Origin of the sequence: Methylomonas sp. ZR1 (assembly GCF_013141865.1) — a bacterium.
In the GTDB taxonomy this organism is placed as follows: domain Bacteria; phylum Pseudomonadota; class Gammaproteobacteria; order Methylococcales; family Methylomonadaceae; genus Methylomonas.
The window spans coordinates 2,035,531-2,054,267 of the sequence record NZ_RCST01000001.1; the positions used below are offsets into that span (position 1 = coordinate 2,035,531).

Annotated in this window: 15 protein-coding genes; 5 read left to right on the top strand and 10 right to left on the bottom strand. The window is 49.7% G+C overall.

The features are described from left to right. Positions 1-8: 8 nt before the first annotated feature. Entirely contained in the window at positions 9-1,190 is a 1,182-nt protein-coding gene (locus DDY07_RS09200; protein WP_171695685.1) for a malate--CoA ligase subunit beta, read from the bottom strand. Between the two features lie 124 nt (positions 1,191-1,314). Beyond that, entirely contained in the window at positions 1,315-2,268 is a 954-nt protein-coding gene (locus DDY07_RS09205) for a CoA ester lyase (RefSeq protein WP_171695686.1), read from the bottom strand. Between the two features lie 207 nt (positions 2,269-2,475). Here DDY07_RS09205 and DDY07_RS09210 point away from each other — a divergent pair, with 207 nt between their 5' ends. From DDY07_RS09210 to DDY07_RS09225, 4 genes are all read left to right on the top strand, one after another. Beyond that, entirely contained in the window at positions 2,476-3,642 is a 1,167-nt protein-coding gene (locus tag DDY07_RS09210; protein ID WP_033156535.1) for an aminotransferase class V-fold PLP-dependent enzyme, read from the top strand. Between the two features lie 339 nt (positions 3,643-3,981). After that, complete coding sequence (locus tag DDY07_RS09215; protein ID WP_171695687.1) at positions 3,982-4,518, top strand: hypothetical protein; 537 nt, start codon at positions 3,982-3,984, stop codon at positions 4,516-4,518. 138 nt (positions 4,519-4,656) lie between these two features. Continuing rightward, positions 4,657-5,505: a hypothetical protein gene (locus tag DDY07_RS09220; RefSeq protein ID WP_033156537.1), complete on the top strand. Its 849-nt coding sequence runs from the start codon at positions 4,657-4,659 to the stop codon at positions 5,503-5,505. A gap of 57 nt (positions 5,506-5,562) precedes the next feature. Next, positions 5,563-6,534 carry a D-glycerate dehydrogenase gene (locus DDY07_RS09225; protein WP_171695688.1) on the top strand — a complete coding sequence of 324 codons (972 nt, stop codon included), beginning with the start codon at positions 5,563-5,565 and terminating at the stop codon, positions 6,532-6,534. Positions 6,535-6,652: 118 nt separating this feature from the next. Here the strand turns inward: DDY07_RS09225 and DDY07_RS09230 are convergent, their stop codons facing one another. After that, positions 6,653-7,762 carry a hypothetical protein gene (locus DDY07_RS09230; RefSeq protein WP_101051967.1) on the bottom strand — a complete coding sequence of 370 codons (1,110 nt, stop codon included), beginning with the start codon at positions 7,760-7,762 and terminating at the stop codon, positions 6,653-6,655. Between the two features lie 742 nt (positions 7,763-8,504). Further along, positions 8,505-8,822, bottom strand: a complete 318-nt coding sequence (locus DDY07_RS09235; RefSeq protein WP_171695689.1) for a hypothetical protein — start codon at positions 8,820-8,822, stop codon at positions 8,505-8,507. 204 nt (positions 8,823-9,026) lie between these two features. Here DDY07_RS09235 and DDY07_RS09240 point away from each other — a divergent pair, with 204 nt between their 5' ends. Then, complete coding sequence (locus DDY07_RS09240; RefSeq protein ID WP_225893087.1) at positions 9,027-9,200, top strand: hypothetical protein; 174 nt, start codon at positions 9,027-9,029, stop codon at positions 9,198-9,200. Between the two features lie 4 nt (positions 9,201-9,204). Here the strand turns inward: DDY07_RS09240 and DDY07_RS09245 are convergent, their stop codons facing one another. From DDY07_RS09245 to DDY07_RS24435, 6 genes are all read right to left on the bottom strand, one after another. Next, positions 9,205-9,927, bottom strand: a complete 723-nt coding sequence (locus DDY07_RS09245; RefSeq protein WP_033156541.1) for a hypothetical protein — start codon at positions 9,925-9,927, stop codon at positions 9,205-9,207. A gap of 96 nt (positions 9,928-10,023) precedes the next feature. Beyond that, positions 10,024-12,282, bottom strand: coding sequence for a cytochrome c peroxidase (locus DDY07_RS24300; RefSeq protein WP_033156542.1), 2,259 nt, complete (start codon positions 12,280-12,282; stop codon positions 10,024-10,026). Between the two features lie 129 nt (positions 12,283-12,411). After that, a complete protein-coding gene (locus DDY07_RS09255; protein ID WP_129871381.1) occupies positions 12,412-13,329 on the bottom strand; it encodes a hypothetical protein in 918 nt (305 codons plus the stop codon). 624 nt (positions 13,330-13,953) lie between these two features. Continuing rightward, positions 13,954-14,751: a hypothetical protein gene (locus tag DDY07_RS09260; protein WP_101051963.1), complete on the bottom strand. Its 798-nt coding sequence runs from the start codon at positions 14,749-14,751 to the stop codon at positions 13,954-13,956. 420 nt (positions 14,752-15,171) lie between these two features. Beyond that, positions 15,172-18,510: a DUF3570 domain-containing protein gene (locus DDY07_RS09265; protein ID WP_171695690.1), complete on the bottom strand. Its 3,339-nt coding sequence runs from the start codon at positions 18,508-18,510 to the stop codon at positions 15,172-15,174. After that, positions 18,497-18,736: a DUF4266 domain-containing protein gene (locus DDY07_RS24435; protein WP_051669948.1), complete on the bottom strand. Its 240-nt coding sequence runs from the start codon at positions 18,734-18,736 to the stop codon at positions 18,497-18,499. Before DDY07_RS24435 ends, DDY07_RS09265 begins: the two co-directional genes overlap by 14 nt. Position 18,737 lies beyond the last annotated feature (1 nt).

Here is an 18,737-nt window from a genome sequence, read left to right on the forward strand (position 1 = left end):
TCTGTTCCTTAAGCTTGCGCGGCTACAACTTTGTTACGGGCTTCGACCGCTTTCTCGGCGGCTTCCGCCAAGGTATTTGCCGTGATGATGGGCAAACCGCTTTCTTCGATGATTCTGCGGCCTTCCTCAACGTTGGTACCGGACAGACGGACCACCAGCGGCACCTGCATGTCGATTTTTTTCACCGCATGGACCACGCCTTCGGCAATCCAGTCGCAACGGTTGATACCGGCAAAAATGTTGACCAGCATGGCTTTGACGTTTTTATCCTGCAACACCATCCGGAAGGCTTTTTCGGTGCGTTCGGCCGATGCACCGCCGCCGACGTCCAGGAAATTCGCCGGCTCGCCGCCCGCCAATTTAATCATGTCCATCGTCGCCATCGCCAAGCCGGCGCCGTTGATCATGCAACCGATGTCGCCGTCCAGACCGACGTAGCTCAAACCTCGGTCAGCGGCCGCCATTTCCCGTGGGTCTTCTTGCGTTTTGTCGCGCAATTCGGAGATTTTTTGCCGACGGAACAAGGCGTTGTCGTCAAAGCCCATTTTGGCGTCGAGTGCGATCAATTCGTCGTGGCCGGTAATGACCAAAGGATTGATTTCGACCATGTTGGCGTCCAGTTCACGCATGGCACGGTAGCAGCCTTGAATCAACTTCACGGCTTGCGGAATCAGATCGGCGTTCAAGCCCAGCGCAAAGGCCATTTCGCGGGCTTGGAAATCCTGTAAACCAACTGCAGGTTCAATGTAGATTTTTTTGATCGCATCCGGATTATTTTCCGCCAGCTCCTCAATCTCCATACCGCCTTGCGCGGAACCGACCATGACAATCCGCTCCTGGGCACGGTCGATCAACAGGCTGAAATACAGTTCCTTGGCAATATCGGTTCCGGCTTCGACGTATAAGCGCAGGCATTGTTTGCCGGCAGGACCGGTTTGGTGTGTCACCAATTTTTTGCCCAGCAAAGATTCGGCGGCATCGCTGACTTCGTCGTGGGTTTTGCAAATCTTGATACCGCCGGCCTTGCCGCGGGCGCCGGAATGAATCTGGGCTTTAACCACCCAGACGTGGCCGCCGATTTCGCGGGCGCGTTGCACCGCATCTTCCGGGCTGTAAGCCAGACCGCCATCCGCTATTTTCACGCCATAGTCGGCCAATAGCTGTTTTGCTTGGTACTCATGAATGTCCATGCACTCTCTCGTGATATTGGAAAAATGTAGGTTGGGTTAGGCATCAGCCCTAACCCAACACGAAGGCCTTAAATGTTGGGTTACCCTTGGTTTTTTCCCAAAGAGCAACCCAACCTACAATTTTTTATTTTGATTTCGCGGCAATCGCTTCGGCGGCACGGACGATGTTGTTCGCCATCCGTTCGGAAGCTGCATCAATCAAACGACCATCCAGTGCGGCAGCGCCTTTGCCTTGCGCGGCGGCTTCCTGCAACGCTACCAGGATGCGCTTGGCTTTTTCGACTTCCGCAGCAGGCGGGGTGAATACTTCGTTCGCTAAAGCGATTTGCGAGGGATGAATCGCCCATTTGCCTTCACAGCCCAGCGCAGCAGCGCGGCGGGCACCGGCTTTATAGCCTTCAGGGTCTTTGATGTCGCCGAATGGACCGTCGATAGGACGCAGTCCGTAGGCACGGCACGCCACCGTCATCCTGCTAATCGCCGCATGCCATTGGTCGCCGGGATAATCGGGATTCAAACCACCGATATTCACGGTACGGGCCCGATTGCTGGCGGCATAATCGGCGACGCCGAAATGCAGGGCTTCCACCCGACCGCTAAGCGCACCTTGTTTGGCAATATCTTCGACGTTGGCCATGCCCAGTGCCGTTTCGATCAGGCACTCGATGCCGATTTTGTTTTTCAGGCCTTCCTGCATTTCCAGCTGCGACAGCATCGCGTCGACCATATAGACATCGCCGTAGACGCCGACTTTGGGAATCAACAGCGTATCGATTTTAGCGCCGGCTTGTTCGACCAAGTCAACCAGGTCGCGCACCATATATTGCGTATCCAGACCGTTGATACGTACGGACAGCGTGATGCCGTTACCTTTCCAATCCAAATCGTTGATGGCCTGGATGACGTTTTTCCGCGCTTGCAGTTTATCGTCAGGCGCAACGGCGTCTTCCAGATCGAGAAACACAAAGTCCACACCACTTTTTAAGGCTTTTTCAAACATTTCCGGACTGGAACCCGGTACCGCCAATTCGCAACGTTGCACGCGCTGGGCATTAGCTTCGTAAAGAGTGTGACTCATGTATGTTTCCTACGGTTGGTTGGCCGGCTAAAAAACCGCGCCATGTATGGGTTGAAGAACGTGACATTTTACTTTCAGGGCCTGCAATGTCAATTGCGCTTGTCAGCTTCGGTGCAGGTTTGCGCCAGTAAACGACTTGCCGAATCACGGCTTCTGTGGCAACATCCCGCGATTTTCTAAGCTTCCAAAATTCCAAGGAGACACCAGATGGCAGGTCGCAATCACCTATTTGTTCCAGGGCCAACCAATACCCCACATGAAATTCTGAGCGCGATGCATGTGCCGATGGAAGATCACCGTTCGCCTATCTTCCCTAAATTGCTGGCGCCGATTTTGGAAGACCTGAAAAAAGTGTTCCGCACCGAAACCGGCCAATGCTTCGTATTCCCCGCCACCGGCACCGCCGGCTGGGAAGTGGCGATGACCAACTGCCTGAACCAAGGCGATAAGGTATTGATTTACCGCTTTGGTCAGTTCGGTCATTTGTGGGCGGAAGCTTCAAAAAAACTGGGCTTTGACGTGGAAATTCATCAGGTTGAATGGGGCAAAGGCATTCCTTTGGATCATTTGCAGGCGCGTCTTAACGAAGATAAAAACCACGAAATCAAAGCGATTCTGGCGACACATAACGAAACTTCTACCGGCGTCACCAGCGACATCCCTGGCGTGCGCAAAGCGCTGGATACGGCAAGCCATCCTGCGTTGCTGTTCGTCGACGGTGTCAGCTCGATAGGCAGCCTGGATTTCCGTCAAGACGAATGGGGCGTGGACGCCAGCATCGCCGGCTCGCAAAAAGGCTTTATGTTACCTGCCGGCCTGGCAATTCTGGGCTTCAGCCAAAAAGCCCTGGCCGCGATTGACAACAGCAACTTCCCGCGGTCTTTCTTCTCATTGAAAGACATGGCAGCCTCCAATAAAGACGGCTACACCCCTTACACGCCATCCACACCAATGTTGTACGGCCTGCGTAAAGCGCTGGAATTGTTGCTGGAAGAAGGTATGGAAAACGTCTACGCCCGTCATCACCGCTTGGGTGAAGGCGTGCGCCGTGCAGTCGCGGCCTGGGGCTTGCAAACTTGCGCGCAAGCAGGTTGGGACTCCGACACCGTCACTGCCATCGTGGTACCGGCCGATAAAGATGCCCGCCACGTCATCAGCACCGCGTACAACAAATACAACATTTCATTGGGCGCAGGCCTTAGCGAAGTAGCCGGTAAAGTGTTCCGCATCGGCCACGTTGGCGATATGAACGATGTTTCCTTGTTGGGTGCGATTGCCGGCGTGGAAATGGCTATGCTGGACCATGGCTTTGACATCAAAGCCGGCAGCGGCGTAGCTGCAGCCATCGAGTATTACCGCTCAACGGCTAAATAACATTCCCTAGATTTGGCGGGTGGCCTGCTTAACCAGCCACCCGTCATTCGATCAGCTTGTTATTCCCTCCGCCCTAGCCCCCCATCACAGCCCAAAACAGGCGGATATAGCACTTCCCTGTACTTTAGAACACGAGACAAGCAGCTGTGTTTTGTGCTTTAAGCACCAAAACTAACCATCTTTTGCACCATTCCACACCAAAAACACCTGATTTTTCACATCAAAAACAATGAAAACATCAGTAATTATTTAAAATAAAAGACTTTTTAAATAAGGGCATTGCTATTGCTTGATATTTTTTTGAGTTATCTTCTGACTCCAAAACCAAAGGAGAAAATCATGAGACACCGCCTATTGTTGTTAGCAGCACTGATCGCTCCTGCTCATGCGGAAATTCATGAACACGAGCCCACTGAAGTTCACCATCAAGAATTGCTAAAAAACGCCACTCAAAATAGCTTGGCGCCAAATTCCGACTTTTTAGCACCCGGCCTATGCTGGCTACCCAGCAGCTTAACCGGCAACCATAGCATCGACCAGATCAACACTTGCGTTATGGAAGCCATTTACACCTCAGGATTAAATCGCGGAAATACCATAGAAGCGCGCGAAATTGGCGCAGTGAACTGGTCCGTGATAAACTATCCCGCCATCAGTAGCGGAGCCTGGTCATTTATCCCCGACATTGGTTACCAGTTTCTAATGGAGAAAACCGCAGATGCCCAACCCGGCCAGCCAGACGTTGCGGTGCTTAGTGAAAAATCCTTGTCATCTATGCCCCTCGCCACGCTAACTTGGTTCGTATTGGGCTGCATGCTGGGTTCTTTAGCGTTGCTGCGTAGGAACCAAGAAAAGCTGGCAATCGTCACCGATTAAATTTTTAGCGGACGTTTGCACTGTTAATTTCAATTCTTTATAGTCCCATCTGCCGGTGCTTTGTTCAGCACCGGCATTGTCTGGGGCTAGTCCGCTATCTACCGATCATCAGACGACAAAGCGTTGGGAGATGCGAATATGGCAAAAACTCTATATCAACTGTTAAACATACCCGAGTCCGCCGACGACGAACAAATCCATCGCGCATTCAAGGATATTGAACGCCATTTGCTAAAACGCGAAGACGACGCCGGCATCGATACACTGAACCGAACCCGAGAAGCATTTGTAATCCTGTCCGACGCCAATCGGCGCATCGCCTATGATCGTAAATTGGCAGCCAGCCGCTTGCCGCAGGATCTATCGCCACCCGCCACTATCAACCGCCATCCCGTATCACCATGGTTGCAACGAGTAGCGATTGCCGCACTGCTGCTATTTCCAATTGGCTCTTGGCTTTATCACGATCATCAGCAAACCAAACAACAAGCCGAACTAGAGCGCATCCAAAATGACAAAGCTATTGAGGCTGCCGAATTGCTAAAAAACCAGCGGGAGCAAGCGTTACGCGAAAATCAACAGATTAGCGCTCAATACCAAGACGAACAGGCAGCCAAACGCGCGGAAATGGAATTAAGGCTCAGGCAACAGCAGCTGGATGACGCCAGAATACTGACCGAGCAACAGCTGCAAAACCAAGCTAGCGGCCTGGATTTAATGGAGAAACGTCTGAACACGGACGCGCGTGCACAAGAACAAAACATCGCCGAACGCCAAGCCGAACTGCAATACCAAAAACCGGCGATGGCGATGGCCTTGCAAGAGCAAAAAGACCAACATTTGGCCCTGCAGCGGCAAAGATCCCTAAAGCAACACGATGAAAACATAGCCAGCATCAATAGCCTGCGGGCAGCACGCTTAAAAGCCTACGACCGTGATCACGGTAATGGCGGCATAATGACCTCCAACCCGGCCGTCGATCCTTAACCACCTCACCACCGATTCTAACCTGAAAGTACCTGAAGTTTTACGATAGGAAATCCCATGAACAAACCCAAAGTCCTGCTTAGCCGCCGGTGGCCGGCAAGTGTTGAAGCCAAATTGCAAGCGCTTTACGACGTCACACTGAATCTCGACGACCACCCCTTGAGTGCTGACGAATTTAGGTTAGCTTTACAAAATTACGATGCGGTGTGCCCCAGTGTTTGCGATTCCCTGCCGGCCGAGGTGCTGAATGTCGCGAACAAGCGCTGCAAAATCCTGGGTAATTTTGGCGTGGGTTATAACCATATCGATATTGCCGCCGCCAAACAACAGGGGCTAATCGTCACCAATACCCCGGGCGTGTTGACACAAAGCACGGCTGATATTGCGATGACTTTGTTACTGATGTCTGCACGGCGCGGCGCCGAAGGCGACAGACTAGTGCGCGCCGGCGCATGGGCCGGCTGGTGCCCAACGCATATGATGAGCAGTGACGTGACCGGCGCCACGCTCGGACTAGTCGGCTTCGGCCGCATCGCCCAAGCCATGGCGCGCAAAGCCCATCACGGCTTTGGTATGAAAATTTTGTATCTCAAGCCCAGTCCGGCAGACCCCGCCGTCGTTGACGAACTAAACGCGGAGCGTTGCGATACGCTGGAAGCACTATTACCGCGATGCGATTACGTGTCGCTACATTGTCCGGGCGGCAACGAGACTCGGCATTTAATCAATGAAAAAACCTTGAATTTAATGAAGCCTACCGCGCATTTGATCAATACCGCGCGCGGCGATGTGGTGGACAGCAAGGCTTTGATCAAAGCCTTGCAAGAAAAACGCATCGCCGGCGCCGGTCTGGATGTTTACGAAGGCGAACCCAACATAGATCAGGGCTTTTTGGCGCTGGAAAACGCCACACTGCTCCCCCACTTGGGCAGCGCCACGATTGCAACGCGCACCGCGATGGGGGAAAAGGTGCTGGAAAATCTTAAGGCTTATTTCTCCGGCAAAGACATACCGGATCGTATAGCTTAGAATCAAATTATTTATTCTCGAAAGTAAAGTATCCTCCGGGAAAGCGCCCGTGGGGGCTGTTGTGAACGGCTAAAAGCGGTGCTCAGAGGTAGGTTTCCCTCGCGAGTATATGAAAGCATCAAATCACACTCAATTTTAGGCTGGTGCCGTCATTATCAAAATGCCATTGTCGACCTGTTGGTAGTTGAGGCAAAATCAGGTTGGCTTGGTTAAAATCATCCGTGCGAATGTCGTTAGCGGTGATTATGGTGAAACTGTTGCCTATATTAGGCATAAAGCCATTTTTCAGGCTGATGGCGATTTTGGCGCTACCAACAATATAAGCCTCGCCGTTAACGTGCAGCTTGCTGTTATTGTTCAAGCCACCAATTACAAAGTTCAGTGTACCGTCACCGAATACTGAATAACCCATTTCAGGGGTTAGCGTCAATTCACCGAAAGGTGATGTGGAATTGCCGGGCGATATACTAAAACTGGCGTTCCATAATTGTTCAGGAAACTTCAATATCGTACCTGTTCCGGTCAGAATTCCTCCCTGGAAGTCAAGTAAACGTGATCCGAAAGTACCGTTTACCTTAGTTTCGCCTTCAAATTGCTTGTAACTGCCAGATTTGGTAGATATGAAATTGCATGTGCTACCCTGAGCAATCTCAAAATATCCACGATTTTCTATCTCAGGCGCCTCAGAACCCTGCGATTGGCATAGATTTACTCCATTATTGCGGTCTATTATGAATTTGCCGGTAACCTTGTTATCAATTTTGCCCCAGAATATATATGTCCAAGGCATATAGTCCTTTGCTGGGCGAAGTTGTCCACCAATTGTTCGTGGATCTAAGGCGATATTTTCACCAACAGCGTTAGTTACAGCAATGGTACCGGAGTTTTCGATCAGCGCTTGGGCTCCCTGTTTGTAACAATCAAAATATCCGCCGATAGCAATATATCCCTTGGCATAGTTGACCAATTTTTGCCCAGGACAAGTTATTTTTGACGGCAAATAAATACTTCCATAGTTTTCTAGTAATAAAGGTAAGTAATCATCAGTTTCACCAATTACTAGTCCACGATTTATTATATTATCAAAGCCTGGGCTTGATAAACCAGTTATGGTTTGATTGGCTTCAATAGTATACGGTGATGCAAGAGCTTGGCTGCCGGACAATATTAAATTCGCAATTATTAACATTGATTTTATATTGTCATTTAAATGTTTTGATTTTTTCATTAAATTTTCCTTATTTATTGATTAAGCTCAGCTCTTGATGGGGGATGCATAGTTATGACTAAATGTGCATCCACTTACAGTGGCAGTTTAAAGGCTTGTGAAATTTAGGTATTGTTGGATTTCGCAACGAAACTTTTTTCTTTGCTACAAACTTGATAAATGAATAAGACGCAGATACAACTGGTCAGCAGAAGTTTGCCACTAAGTTAAAGCAATATTCAGGCCTATTCCGTTATAAGTTCTTGGCTGTGCAAACTTGCTTCCTTCAAACATACTTAGAGAGCGTTGCCATCCAAATGCAAGACAACATCATCAACTTTAGGTGCGGGTAATGCCCCAAAGTGCGGCAAATGCCTTAGAGATAGAAAGGGTTACTAGGTGTGTAAATACTCAATTCCAAGTCAACAAAATTCCATCGCTTTTTACTCACTGATGATCGGTATCGGAGTGGCGTAAAAACCGTGTGTTATTGAATGGCTGATCGTGTTTTAAAATGCCGTGAAATCGCATGCAGTAGTTTACGCATGATAGCGCAGGCGACTTGTAACGGCTTCCTGCCATTGTCGACCAAGTGCTGGAAATAAGCTTGACCTAGGGATCATCTTGTTTGGCGCTCAGAGCCGGCATATGCATGCCTAACCAATATGCCTGTTACCCACTTTGGATGGCGGCATTTTCTTGTGCATACTTTTGCCCGGTTCAAAGGCCTTGGGATCTAGCCCGGCAAACTGACCCACTCGCGCTAGGACAGGTTGGCCGGTAGTAACAACAGCTCGCCCATCAAAGCAATGGCGCTGGTTTGGTTAATGCCTGTTGCTGGTAACAAATTCAAAATACGCGATAGCTCCGAGTGAGCCTTGCCCCCAATCATCACTTCCGCAGCCAACGCAGTAATGCGTTTTTCCAATTTACTAATCGCCAGCTTGGCATCGCGCAGCAACGCCTTCGGTTTTTTTTGCGTCGCACTCAGCGCGTACAGATGTTTTTTCTGACCGGGCAGAGCATCAATGCGACCAACAAACCCACGTAAAGTCAGGCGTTGATTGATGGTCGTGCCCAAGCGACAAAACCCATGCGCTCCACATATTTCATCAGGGTATTGGCATCGACAGCATCGGTTTACTGTTTTTCACTAATACCTTGGTAAAGTGTTGCGAGGCCTAGGGATTGCCCCAAATCTCGGGAATACCGGCGTCATGCGACGAAATCGCCAGATCGAAGTGGTAAATGCCGGCACATCCAGGCAGCCCTTGATACCGGCTAATTGACGCTGGACAATGCGTCACATCTGCCCCATCTGGGCAGCGCCACGATTGCAACGCGCACCGCGATGGGGGAAAAAGTATTGGCGAATTTGCAGGCTTATTTTTCAGGCGAGGAACTTCCGGATAGAGTGATCCAATCCGGCACAACAAACCATGAATCGGCTTATCCCTAACGCTTTAAGCAATCGTGGGCTGTTTACGTTTTTTAAAACCCAAAATTCCTAGCAAGCCTACTAAAAACGACCAAACCGCAGCGGGTAATGGCACTGGTGCAGCCAGCATAGTACTCGCAATTTTAACGTCAGCCGAAAGCGTTTCCGATTCACCGGGATTGAGTGAAAAACTAAATACTCCGGAACTGCCATTGACCGTAAACTGCTCGGAAAAAGGCACTGAAAGCGTGGCGTTAAGGCTATCGAAACCATTAAAAGTGTAGTCTGAGTTGTAATAATCAAGATAGACATCGCTGTCGGCAGCCTCACCGGCAACTGCGGCATGAAGTATATAGTTCAGCGTTAAATCCACATTGATTACAGCCGTGCTGGAATTAAAAAAATTCAAACTGAATACACCGTAATGCTGCGACTTAAACTCACCGGCATTGTCTTGACCGCTCACAGAAAAGCTTAAGGGTGTGTCCAGAGTTAAAGGAAACAAACCGGCACCGTGGCTTGGCGTAACCGTACCATTGTCGGCGATCAAGAAAGAGTCCGGACTACCCAACATTTCAAAAGATCCGTCGATATCGAGTCCGTCAGCGCTCGAAGAAAGACTGTAAGTGAGCGTGGCATAATTACTAAATACGCTTACCGCATGAGCCTGCTGCCCGTAAAACACCGACAATATTGCGACTACCGTCGGGTAAAAAAATCTAGCGCTTCCGTTATTTGCAAATCCCATGTTGAGAATCCTAAAATCTAAAGTTCAAATTGAATGTGGGCTAGCGCAAAATCTGATCGCCCCAGCCCACATCTTTAACACCTTGTTTACATACAGCTAAGGTGCCAAGTAAGTATCGAAAGGCCGAATCGGGTCTTGCAAACCATTCGCCCCCACTGCCGGTATGGTCATGGTTTCTTCTATCGCCAGATTGCTGTTCAATGGATTACCTGGAGTCACGGCGACATTGTCCCCGGCATGTCCGTGCGGCACGACAATTTCAGGATGATCGAACGGTGCTTTGTCGTAGCGAACTCGTTCATCGGTGAGCGTTTTCAGAAACTCAATCAAATCGGCTCGTATCGATGCGGGCTGGCCGGACAGAGCGATCTGATTGACAACGATATGCTTGTTATCATTGTTGAAGTTACCCTTTCTGGAATAAAACTCAAGGACTTGCTCCAAAGTAGACATACTGCCGTTGTGCATATAGGGCCCAGTCAATTCAATGTTACGTAAAGTTGGGACTTTAAACGCAGCCTTGGTGGCAATACTCATTTTTTCTGTCGTCAAGTTCGCTAAAGCCGCAGCGGCTGTGGGAATGTAGGCCGAGCTGGCAACGGTACAGTTTTGGTTTCGCAGCAGCCCTTCTTTGCTACCATCTGCGATAATTCCATCAGCTACGCCAAACCAACGAGAAAACGGTATCGCGTTATCCGCCAAAGCTTTAATGAAGTCACAGGCTTGCAAAGTCGAGACTCCCGAATCCAGCACACCAGCTGGATTATCGAGCAAGTATTGGACATATTGCTTGGTAAATGACAAAGGATTACCAAAATCGTCCACGCCATCAACACCCACATCAGAGTCCGGGTCCGCTACGCCAGTGTTGGCAAAACCTAAGTCCATCAATTTGTAATAGCTGGTAGCGCCATTTCGAGTAGTGTCCCGAGTCACAACATTCGCGGCTGGTGTGATACCGCCGATTCTGCCGCCGTCACCGTCACCGATAGCATTCGGACCGTAAGGAATGGGTTGACTAAGCGGTCCGTAATTCATGCCCGGCGTAGGCGTCACCAAACTGGCATTGGTAGCTACCGCGGCAATGCTTAAGGTCGGCCCCCCATGGCACAGTTGACAATGGTTGCCGGTAAAAGCCTCAAACCCGCGTGTCAGGGTATCAATTTTTTCCTGATCGTACCCTAAGTTAGTCCAAATAGGCTCCAAGCTATCGGGATCGCGTGCGGTCAAATCGATTGGGGCCTGGTCCGAAATTAACGTGCCTTGGTATAACTGTAATGCGATACCGAAAAACATCGAAAAATTGGCTTCCATTTGGTCGTAAGGTACTTGTCCCTGACGCCCCCCGAAAGGACCGATACCGCTGTAGGACCAGTATTTCTGATTAAAAGCTTGCTTGATTAGTGCTTTATAAGTGGTATTTAGGCCGGGCCGCAAATTTCCAGCGCTGCTTAAACTATACGGACCAAGCACGCTATCTTCGTTGTGAACCTTTTGGTTCTGCAGCGGCTGCCTTAACAATAGTTTTCTTCCGATATCGGGCCAAACTCGCTGCCGGCATCCCATTTCCGAATCACTCAAAGGCGGAGCAACCGCAAGAGAGGCCAATGAAGAATTGACCAAATGTAAACGTGATTTTTGAACATTCCGCGCATTGACTTTCTCCCAGACACCGGCCGTTGGGTCACGGTCGCCCCATGGACTACTGCCGTTAAACACGTTATTGGCTCTGCCGTCCCAAAAATTGCGATGATTAAAAACCGCGTTGATCACGGTTGGCGCGTTACGCGGCTCAACCCGCCGCGTCCCAATACCATTCACGTGAAACACCGGATCAGCGCCTCTGCCGCATTGATCGTTATTGCCACTAAACTGTGGTGCACTAATGAAGGTTCCGCTAAAAGTACCTGCCGAAGACACTACATCGTCGGAATTAAAGGTGACCTGACTCGCTGAATTTAGCGGATCGCTATATCGACGTAGCGGAAAGTCGGCAACGCTGAGTTCGTGATTGGGACCACCCAAGCCGGTTGGCAACGCTTCGAAGGTCTGCCCGCTGGGCTGAGTACTTTTTTGACCAGGATTGATTTGATTTTTGACGCGGCTATCCGCGCCGGCATGGAAATGACAAGAGCCGCAAGCCATGCCATCGCTGCCGACATTGACATCCCAAAATAACGCTTTACCTAAAGCGATCGCTTTATTCTTGTCCACAACAATTGGATTTGGACCATCGGTAAGTCCCGGCACGGGCGGAACCGGCACACGTTGCAGCGGCATAGGCATAGGCCCATGGGCAACTGCTGCCTGCGACACGAGCAAACAACACATAATAACAATATCGGTTAATCTCATTTTTTGCCTCTAAATTAATCCTATCCGTCGCTTGATCCAGTTTGCCGCAACATTGCCACCAACAGCCAACTCGCCAAGTCGCCAAGTCTCGTTGCAAGAGCGGCGAATTCACTCTTGCAACAGTAGCGTTTACCGTGAAAACTTACTCGAATTGCGCTTACCAAAGCCCAGCAAACCGACTAAAGCACTACCAAATAGCCAAACAGCACCAGGCAACGGGACGGGAGCGGCAGTGCTAAGATTCAATCGATACCCAGCGTGCGGGTTAAAGTTACCTTCTCCCGAGTTACCACCCAGATATATTGAATAAACCTGTCCGGCAACTGCGGTAAACACCAATGCGTTCGTAGCGTCTACGGTCGCGTCATGCGTCAAATAGGTTAGGCCGGTGGTGCCCATGGGGTTGTCCGCAGTAAAACTGGTCTCGTTCCAACCCGCATGGTGACTATAGTTGGGGGTTGTAGCCTTGGATGTATCCGTATCCATGCCGGTAAAAACCGTAACACCAAAATTGCTCCACGACTTATCGGGCTCGGAAACATTAAACAGTGGCGTTAACCTGATGGATACTTCGGTGGTAACGTCGGATTTGAACAAGCCTATATCGGTATTGTGCGCCCAGCCGGTAGAGCCATCGAACCAAGCGCCTTTAGCTGTATCGATATTAGCCAAGTACGTTGTACCCGCCACTGGACCCCATGCAGTCCCGTAGCGCGTCGCGGCATCGGCTTGCGAAATCTCCAAAGAATCTCCCGCAGCCGTAACATGCGCCGCCCAGTTCGCAATCGACAAGCCTTCGTAGCCAAACGGCCTTACCGCACCAACTGTTCCCAACCAAGGCAAAGGGGTTCCGGTATTAGTACTATTGTTATTGCGAGTCCAGCCGTCGGTAGATAAGGCCGCCGCATCGGTAGGATTACCGTTGGTAATGGGCTTATTGGTGTTATACATCGTGGTGGAGGCTGAAGCATTTGATACGCCAGCGAGGGTTATTGCGCCGCCAGCGATAGCTAAAGAAATAGCTTTGGCAAGTGTGTTTCTTATCATCAGATTTATCCTAAAAAATATGTCCTAAAAAGTTACTACTGAACTAGACTGCTAATGACAAAAAGGTCATTGTTGATCCCTTACGCTAAGCATCAACCGATGAATTAGCAAAAACGATGCCATAGCGAAAAGCCTTATAAAGCCTCGCCTTAACCAACAATAATCAGACCCCAGGAAGAAAAAACAGGTTAAATCACTTATTTAAATACGGGAATTGGCGCCAAAGAGGGCCGGTGCGAATGCAAGACCAACACCGAAAGTATGGTCAGTCACTTGTGAACAAAATAATGCCGTTTTTGGTTAGATCGATAGCGGACCAAAAAACGTCCTTTGCGAATTAGACTTCATATTTTTCACAGTCGACGCGACAATTATAAGACTTTGGTCTAATTTACTTTTTACCAACAGGCGCGTTGTTGGTCGTAAATGTTCCATAAATTAATCTATGTTATATACAGCATAGATTTACTGGCATTTACCCTATTTTCGAGCTATTCAGGTAATGGCGAGCAAGCCATTTTCAGGGACTAATTTATAGCCACCACTTCCATTCCGCTACAAACAAAGAAGGGCAAGACGAACTCGCCTTGCCCTTCAGTTCAAGCAGAATTTCAAATAACCAGCTTAAATCATGGCTTTTCTGCGGCCTTGCGCAATCATGCCCAACAAAGCGGAACCGAACAACCATACCGCGCCAGGCACCGGCACACTTGAAACAGGCGCATCCAGAGTGATATCGTCAATACGAATATCCCAGTCCGGATAACTGCCCAAAGCATAGTTTACAGTTGGGCTATGATTAAAGCCCTGGAAAGTCAGCCAGAACGCACCTATATCACCCCAATCGGAATCGGCAGCCAACAGGTCACTTAAAGTGACGTTCTGATCGAAAGTACCATCGTTAGCTACGACATAGCTAGCGATAGGTGCAGTATTACCGCCTTCCGGGTCACTGCTTGAACCGGCACCGCCACTAGTTCCACCGGCAACAGTCAGCAAGCCGTTGTTGATAGCATTGCTGTAACCGTACAGCACGAAATTGCCACCCGCCTCGCCATTGGTTACGTTCAGGTAGATATTTTGCAAGCTGAAGTTGGAAAGATCGGCCATACGCACATATAGGCCGGTGGAATCCGGATGGTACTGCGCTTCGCGATCACCTGAAGTACCTTGACGATGATAATGAGCGCCGGAATCAGTAGGATCGCCCACAGTACCCACTACGATACCGTTTTGAGCGAAGCAATTGGAATCTGGACAGCCACCGATAAAAGCGCCAGTTGTTTCATTGGCGTTACCATAAGTAGCCGCTGTCATTCCTTGGAAATCGACAGTCGCCGCTTCAGCATTAGTCGCTAAAGCCGCCGTGCCAACCAAAAATAAACCACCCAAGGTCTTGAGTGTAAAAGCTTTGTTCATCATCGATAAAATCTCCATCAGATAAAATCTTACGCAACAGACCGATGGCCTGTCATTCAGTTTGAATGTCCGGATTTCGGGGGATTGGACATTTACATTCAAAAGCGCTGGTCAAATCTATTTTCAACTCCACCAACGGCAATCCATGGGAGGCTAAAACCTGGCTTACCGAATTCTTGAGGTGTACGACGATTTGTTCAGCACTTGCATCAGGGAATTCCGCCTAGAAAGCGGGCTTAGCCAGCAGATTTCCCGACAAAGCTAAAGCAGTTATCATGCCATCCTTAGGAAATCATATGTTCTGCGGGCTCCACGGCTTTCGCTCTGGCGAAAAAATCGAATAATTGAGCCATATCACTTATTTTCTGAAAAACCGAGGCAAAGCACTTACATATTTGCTGAGTGGCTAAATACCAGGCCTTTCTAAAACGCATAATTCCAAGTAGCCGACAACACACCTTCGCGCTCCAGCTGGAAACCGTTAAATTTGTCGGCGACAGGCTGCTGCCATTCCACACTAAAGTTGTGACCTGCCATCGCACCATCCGGCACGTTCAGATTTAGACCGAAGCCAACATCCCAGAATTTACCGCCGTAGTTGGCTGGACTGTCAACCGTCGCACCCGAAGAGCTTATTCGATTAAACGCACCGCGTATTTTGCCCTGGTCGGTATAAATACCGCGCAACGTGGCCGAGAGCCAAGTGGACACGCTATAGCCACCCCAAGCCGTGGCCTGAAACATGTCACCCAAGGCGTAACCCGATGGATTTCGGTCCTGTAAACGCTTGGTACCGCTAAGTTGAGCACCCCAACTCCAATCGCCAATTTGACCGGTATAAGTTAAACTCGGCTTGAAGTCCCAGGTACCGCTACCAAGTTGCATGCCGTAATCTTGTAACTCGCTGTCCGGCTCGTCTCTACCATCCAGCGTCACGTCCACATCGCCGCTAGGCGCACTAACGCCCACACCGGCATGCACATGATGACCGGGCGCATCGAACACCTTGACCATCGCCACCATCAGCGTGTCACCTAAACCGTGACTTTCGTGCCCGGACCCGTGTGCAGTCTCTGCAACCGCCCCCGGCAATTGTTCCAGGCTCATGTTCATATCCATCAACTGCGGCATCAGCATCAGATTTAGCCAATCAGTAGGTGCGTACATCAAATCAAGCATATGCATGTGCATACCCATTTCGGTCGGCCTCGAGATACAGCTGGTTGTACCGCAAGCATAATTCAACACAGCGCTGTCACCGGCGGCATGCCGGCCTTGATACATACCACCGGACTGATTGGCGTACATGTATCGGTAACCTACCATGATGTCGTCCGCACTATTCATCATATGCGCGAACATCACGCCAGCCGGTGCTGGTGCGCCGTGATTATGGTGATGATGATGGTGGTCGCCGGCGCCACCGCCGAAAATTTGTCCCGGTGCCGATAGCGCGATATTGAGTCCGGCATGCGCCATCCAATAACTAAAATCGGCGTAATCACTTTCGCCACCCCCACCCAATTTCAGATTACCTTGATGGGTGTAATACTCCATACCCAATTCGAGTTTGATACCACGATTGAACTGCTTGGCTACGGTAACACCGCCGCTCAGAGCTCCATAGCCGGAAAGGCGGAAATCGCTGGAATACATCCCGTCGGCGCGTGGCGCCAAAAAATACGGCGCGAAAAAATCGGCCTGGGATTGCGAGTAATAGCGCAGACTAGGCGTAACGGTGAGACCGAAAGGCAGTTTTTGCAGCCACTTCATTTCCATAGTGTGGGAATCAATGCCCCAGTCATCCCGAAAATAACGATAATCCATGTGCAAAGCGGCGTCGACCGCCGGGATATATTGATTCAGCCGGGTAGAGAAAGAAAATTGATTCCTCAGATTTGGACGAACTTCGCGGAATAAATCGATACCGACAATTTCCAGATTTGTAATGCCACTCCAGTTTACGGTTTCCGGCGAATTAAACATCTCATAATATTCTTCGGCAGTAACTTCGCCACGTACGTACACATATTTATAAGGGTTGCTAAGGTATCCGCTTTGCCGGGTGTAGTTGGCAGAAAGTTGCAATAATGCATTCTTATTAAGCACTTGGGACAGACCAAGATTGAACCCATTGGACTCACTAGACTCATCAAGCTCAGGATAAATCGCCGGATTGTGGCCCGGATCTTGTGAATGATGATCGCTGTGCCCACCACTGCTTCGCGTAACATCATTGTGGGTGTAACTATAACCAGCCGAAACAGTGGTAAGTTTGTTATTGAATTCCTGCGAGAAATTAACCGAACCGAAGTTTGAGTTGAAATCGGGTTCGTTCGATTGACCGCCGGAAACCCCCAAAGTAGCGTCATCGAAATAATATTTGGCGCCGAATACGGGTTGCGTGCGGGTTTCTTGCGGCTGAGTCTGGAACGTTTGCTTGACCCGAGTGTTGGGTGGGACAACTTGGTTCAGAAAATTGCGGTAAATACTGATCAAGGCGCTCTTTTCGAATGCCGCCTTTTGTGCGGCCGCATTATCAATTATAGCTTGACGCTGAGATGCTGACGCCGTTTCAAGACTGCTCTGATATGCACTATAGGCCTGCAGCCATGCAATTTGTTCCGGTGTTGCGTTGGCAAATTGCGCTGGCGCAAGATTGATGTCGTCAACCCTCAGCTCAAAATCAGCGCCTGAATTTGTCACATCTTGTATATAACCCTTGTAATGAATCCACAGCGCATTAATATTCGAGAACGAAGAATCAAGAGCCAAAATGCCGGTATGGTTGGTGGCAACTTGTTGATAAGCCACTCGATTCGCGTAATTTGCGCCATCACCCGTGCTCAAGTTTTGATTCACTGCCGAATTAAAACCGAGGATTTCCCAGACATCATTAACGCCTGAGCCATTTGCTTGCAGACTGTTAAAAAACATATTTGCAGCGCGAAAAGCCTTACCATCCAATTCGCGGATATAAATGCCCGATGAGTCGGCATGGTATTGGATTTCACGATCTGCAATTGTGCCTTGTCGATGGAGATGCCCGTCGGGGTTTAGAGGATCGGAAATTGTGCCGACTACAATGCCATTTTGTTGATAACACCCCGCTCCACCCGGGCAGAACCCGCCAGTATTGGTATCAGCCTTACCGTAAACAGCCGCGTTTACTCCCTGAAAATCGATAGTAACTGCGCTGGAAATAGTTTGTCCCCAACCCGCCGGAAAACCGGGTGCTGGATTAGCAGTTTGATACTGGGTAAGCAGTTGATCGGTATTCGCCGTTATAGCAGCGGTACCCTGCTGGATTAAATTCAATTCGAGCTGTTGGCTTTGGGATCCTATGGCTGTATAGGCTTCGAATGGTTCTTTAAATGACATTACACCTTGATATCCGGCCAACTTGGTCGGATCTACTCCGCCAGAGGCAGCCGAAATCACATCGGCACGATTCTGGTTTTGATCTATTTTCGCTTGGTTCGCCATCACCTCGGGCATACTGAACGACGGTGTCGCGCCACTGTATGTATCCCGATCCACGCTGAAGGTAAACTCCAGGCGATCCGACATTGGAATCACAAAATCGCCGTGATATACCTCTACGCGCATTCGGTTATCGCTTTCCTGATAATAGCCGTACTGCGCGTTGGCCTCTGCCTGGGTCGTCGGCGTTGCCGCATGACTATCCAGCCCGGGCAATCCTAACGCTGCAGATGTCAGCGCAGCTAAAACCTTGTTTTTTTCGAGCTTAGTTGCAGCCACAGCCGCCTCCCGAACCGCCGTGTCCACCCTGCGAGGCTTCCTTGCTGGTAAAAATATGATCTCGAAAAGCTTCCCTGTTTGGATACGGTGTGATCGCCATTTCGTCTTTGGCAAGATTACCTCTTTCCCAAGGAGACACGGCGCTACAGCCAAAACATTGAGTCAATACAATCAGAGCTAGCCCTTTGCATATAAGCGAAACAATCCGATTGTTATCCAACAACATC

Excerpts from the sequence above, each read along its gene's own strand:
- DDY07_RS09200 (WP_171695685.1), bottom strand. The coding sequence starts at position 1,190 with ATGGACATTCATGAGTACCAAGCAAAACAGCTATTGGCCGACTATGGC.
- DDY07_RS09205 (WP_171695686.1), bottom strand. The coding sequence starts at position 2,268 with ATGAGTCACACTCTTTACGAAGCTAATGCCCAGCGCGTGCAACGTTGC.
- DDY07_RS09210 (WP_033156535.1), top strand. The coding sequence starts at position 2,476 with ATGGCAGGTCGCAATCACCTATTTGTTCCAGGGCCAACCAATACCCCA.
- DDY07_RS09215 (WP_171695687.1), top strand. The coding sequence starts at position 3,982 with ATGAGACACCGCCTATTGTTGTTAGCAGCACTGATCGCTCCTGCTCAT.
- DDY07_RS09220 (WP_033156537.1), top strand. The coding sequence starts at position 4,657 with ATGGCAAAAACTCTATATCAACTGTTAAACATACCCGAGTCCGCCGAC.
- DDY07_RS09225 (WP_171695688.1), top strand. The coding sequence starts at position 5,563 with ATGAACAAACCCAAAGTCCTGCTTAGCCGCCGGTGGCCGGCAAGTGTT.
- DDY07_RS09230 (WP_101051967.1), bottom strand. The coding sequence starts at position 7,762 with ATGAAAAAATCAAAACATTTAAATGACAATATAAAATCAATGTTAATA.
- DDY07_RS09245 (WP_033156541.1), bottom strand. The coding sequence starts at position 9,927 with ATGGGATTTGCAAATAACGGAAGCGCTAGATTTTTTTACCCGACGGTA.
- DDY07_RS24300 (WP_033156542.1), bottom strand. The coding sequence starts at position 12,282 with ATGAGATTAACCGATATTGTTATTATGTGTTGTTTGCTCGTGTCGCAG.
- DDY07_RS09255 (WP_129871381.1), bottom strand. The coding sequence starts at position 13,329 with ATGATAAGAAACACACTTGCCAAAGCTATTTCTTTAGCTATCGCTGGC.
- DDY07_RS09260 (WP_101051963.1), bottom strand. The coding sequence starts at position 14,751 with ATGATGAACAAAGCTTTTACACTCAAGACCTTGGGTGGTTTATTTTTG.
- DDY07_RS24435 (WP_051669948.1), bottom strand. The coding sequence starts at position 18,736 with ATGTTGTTGGATAACAATCGGATTGTTTCGCTTATATGCAAAGGGCTA.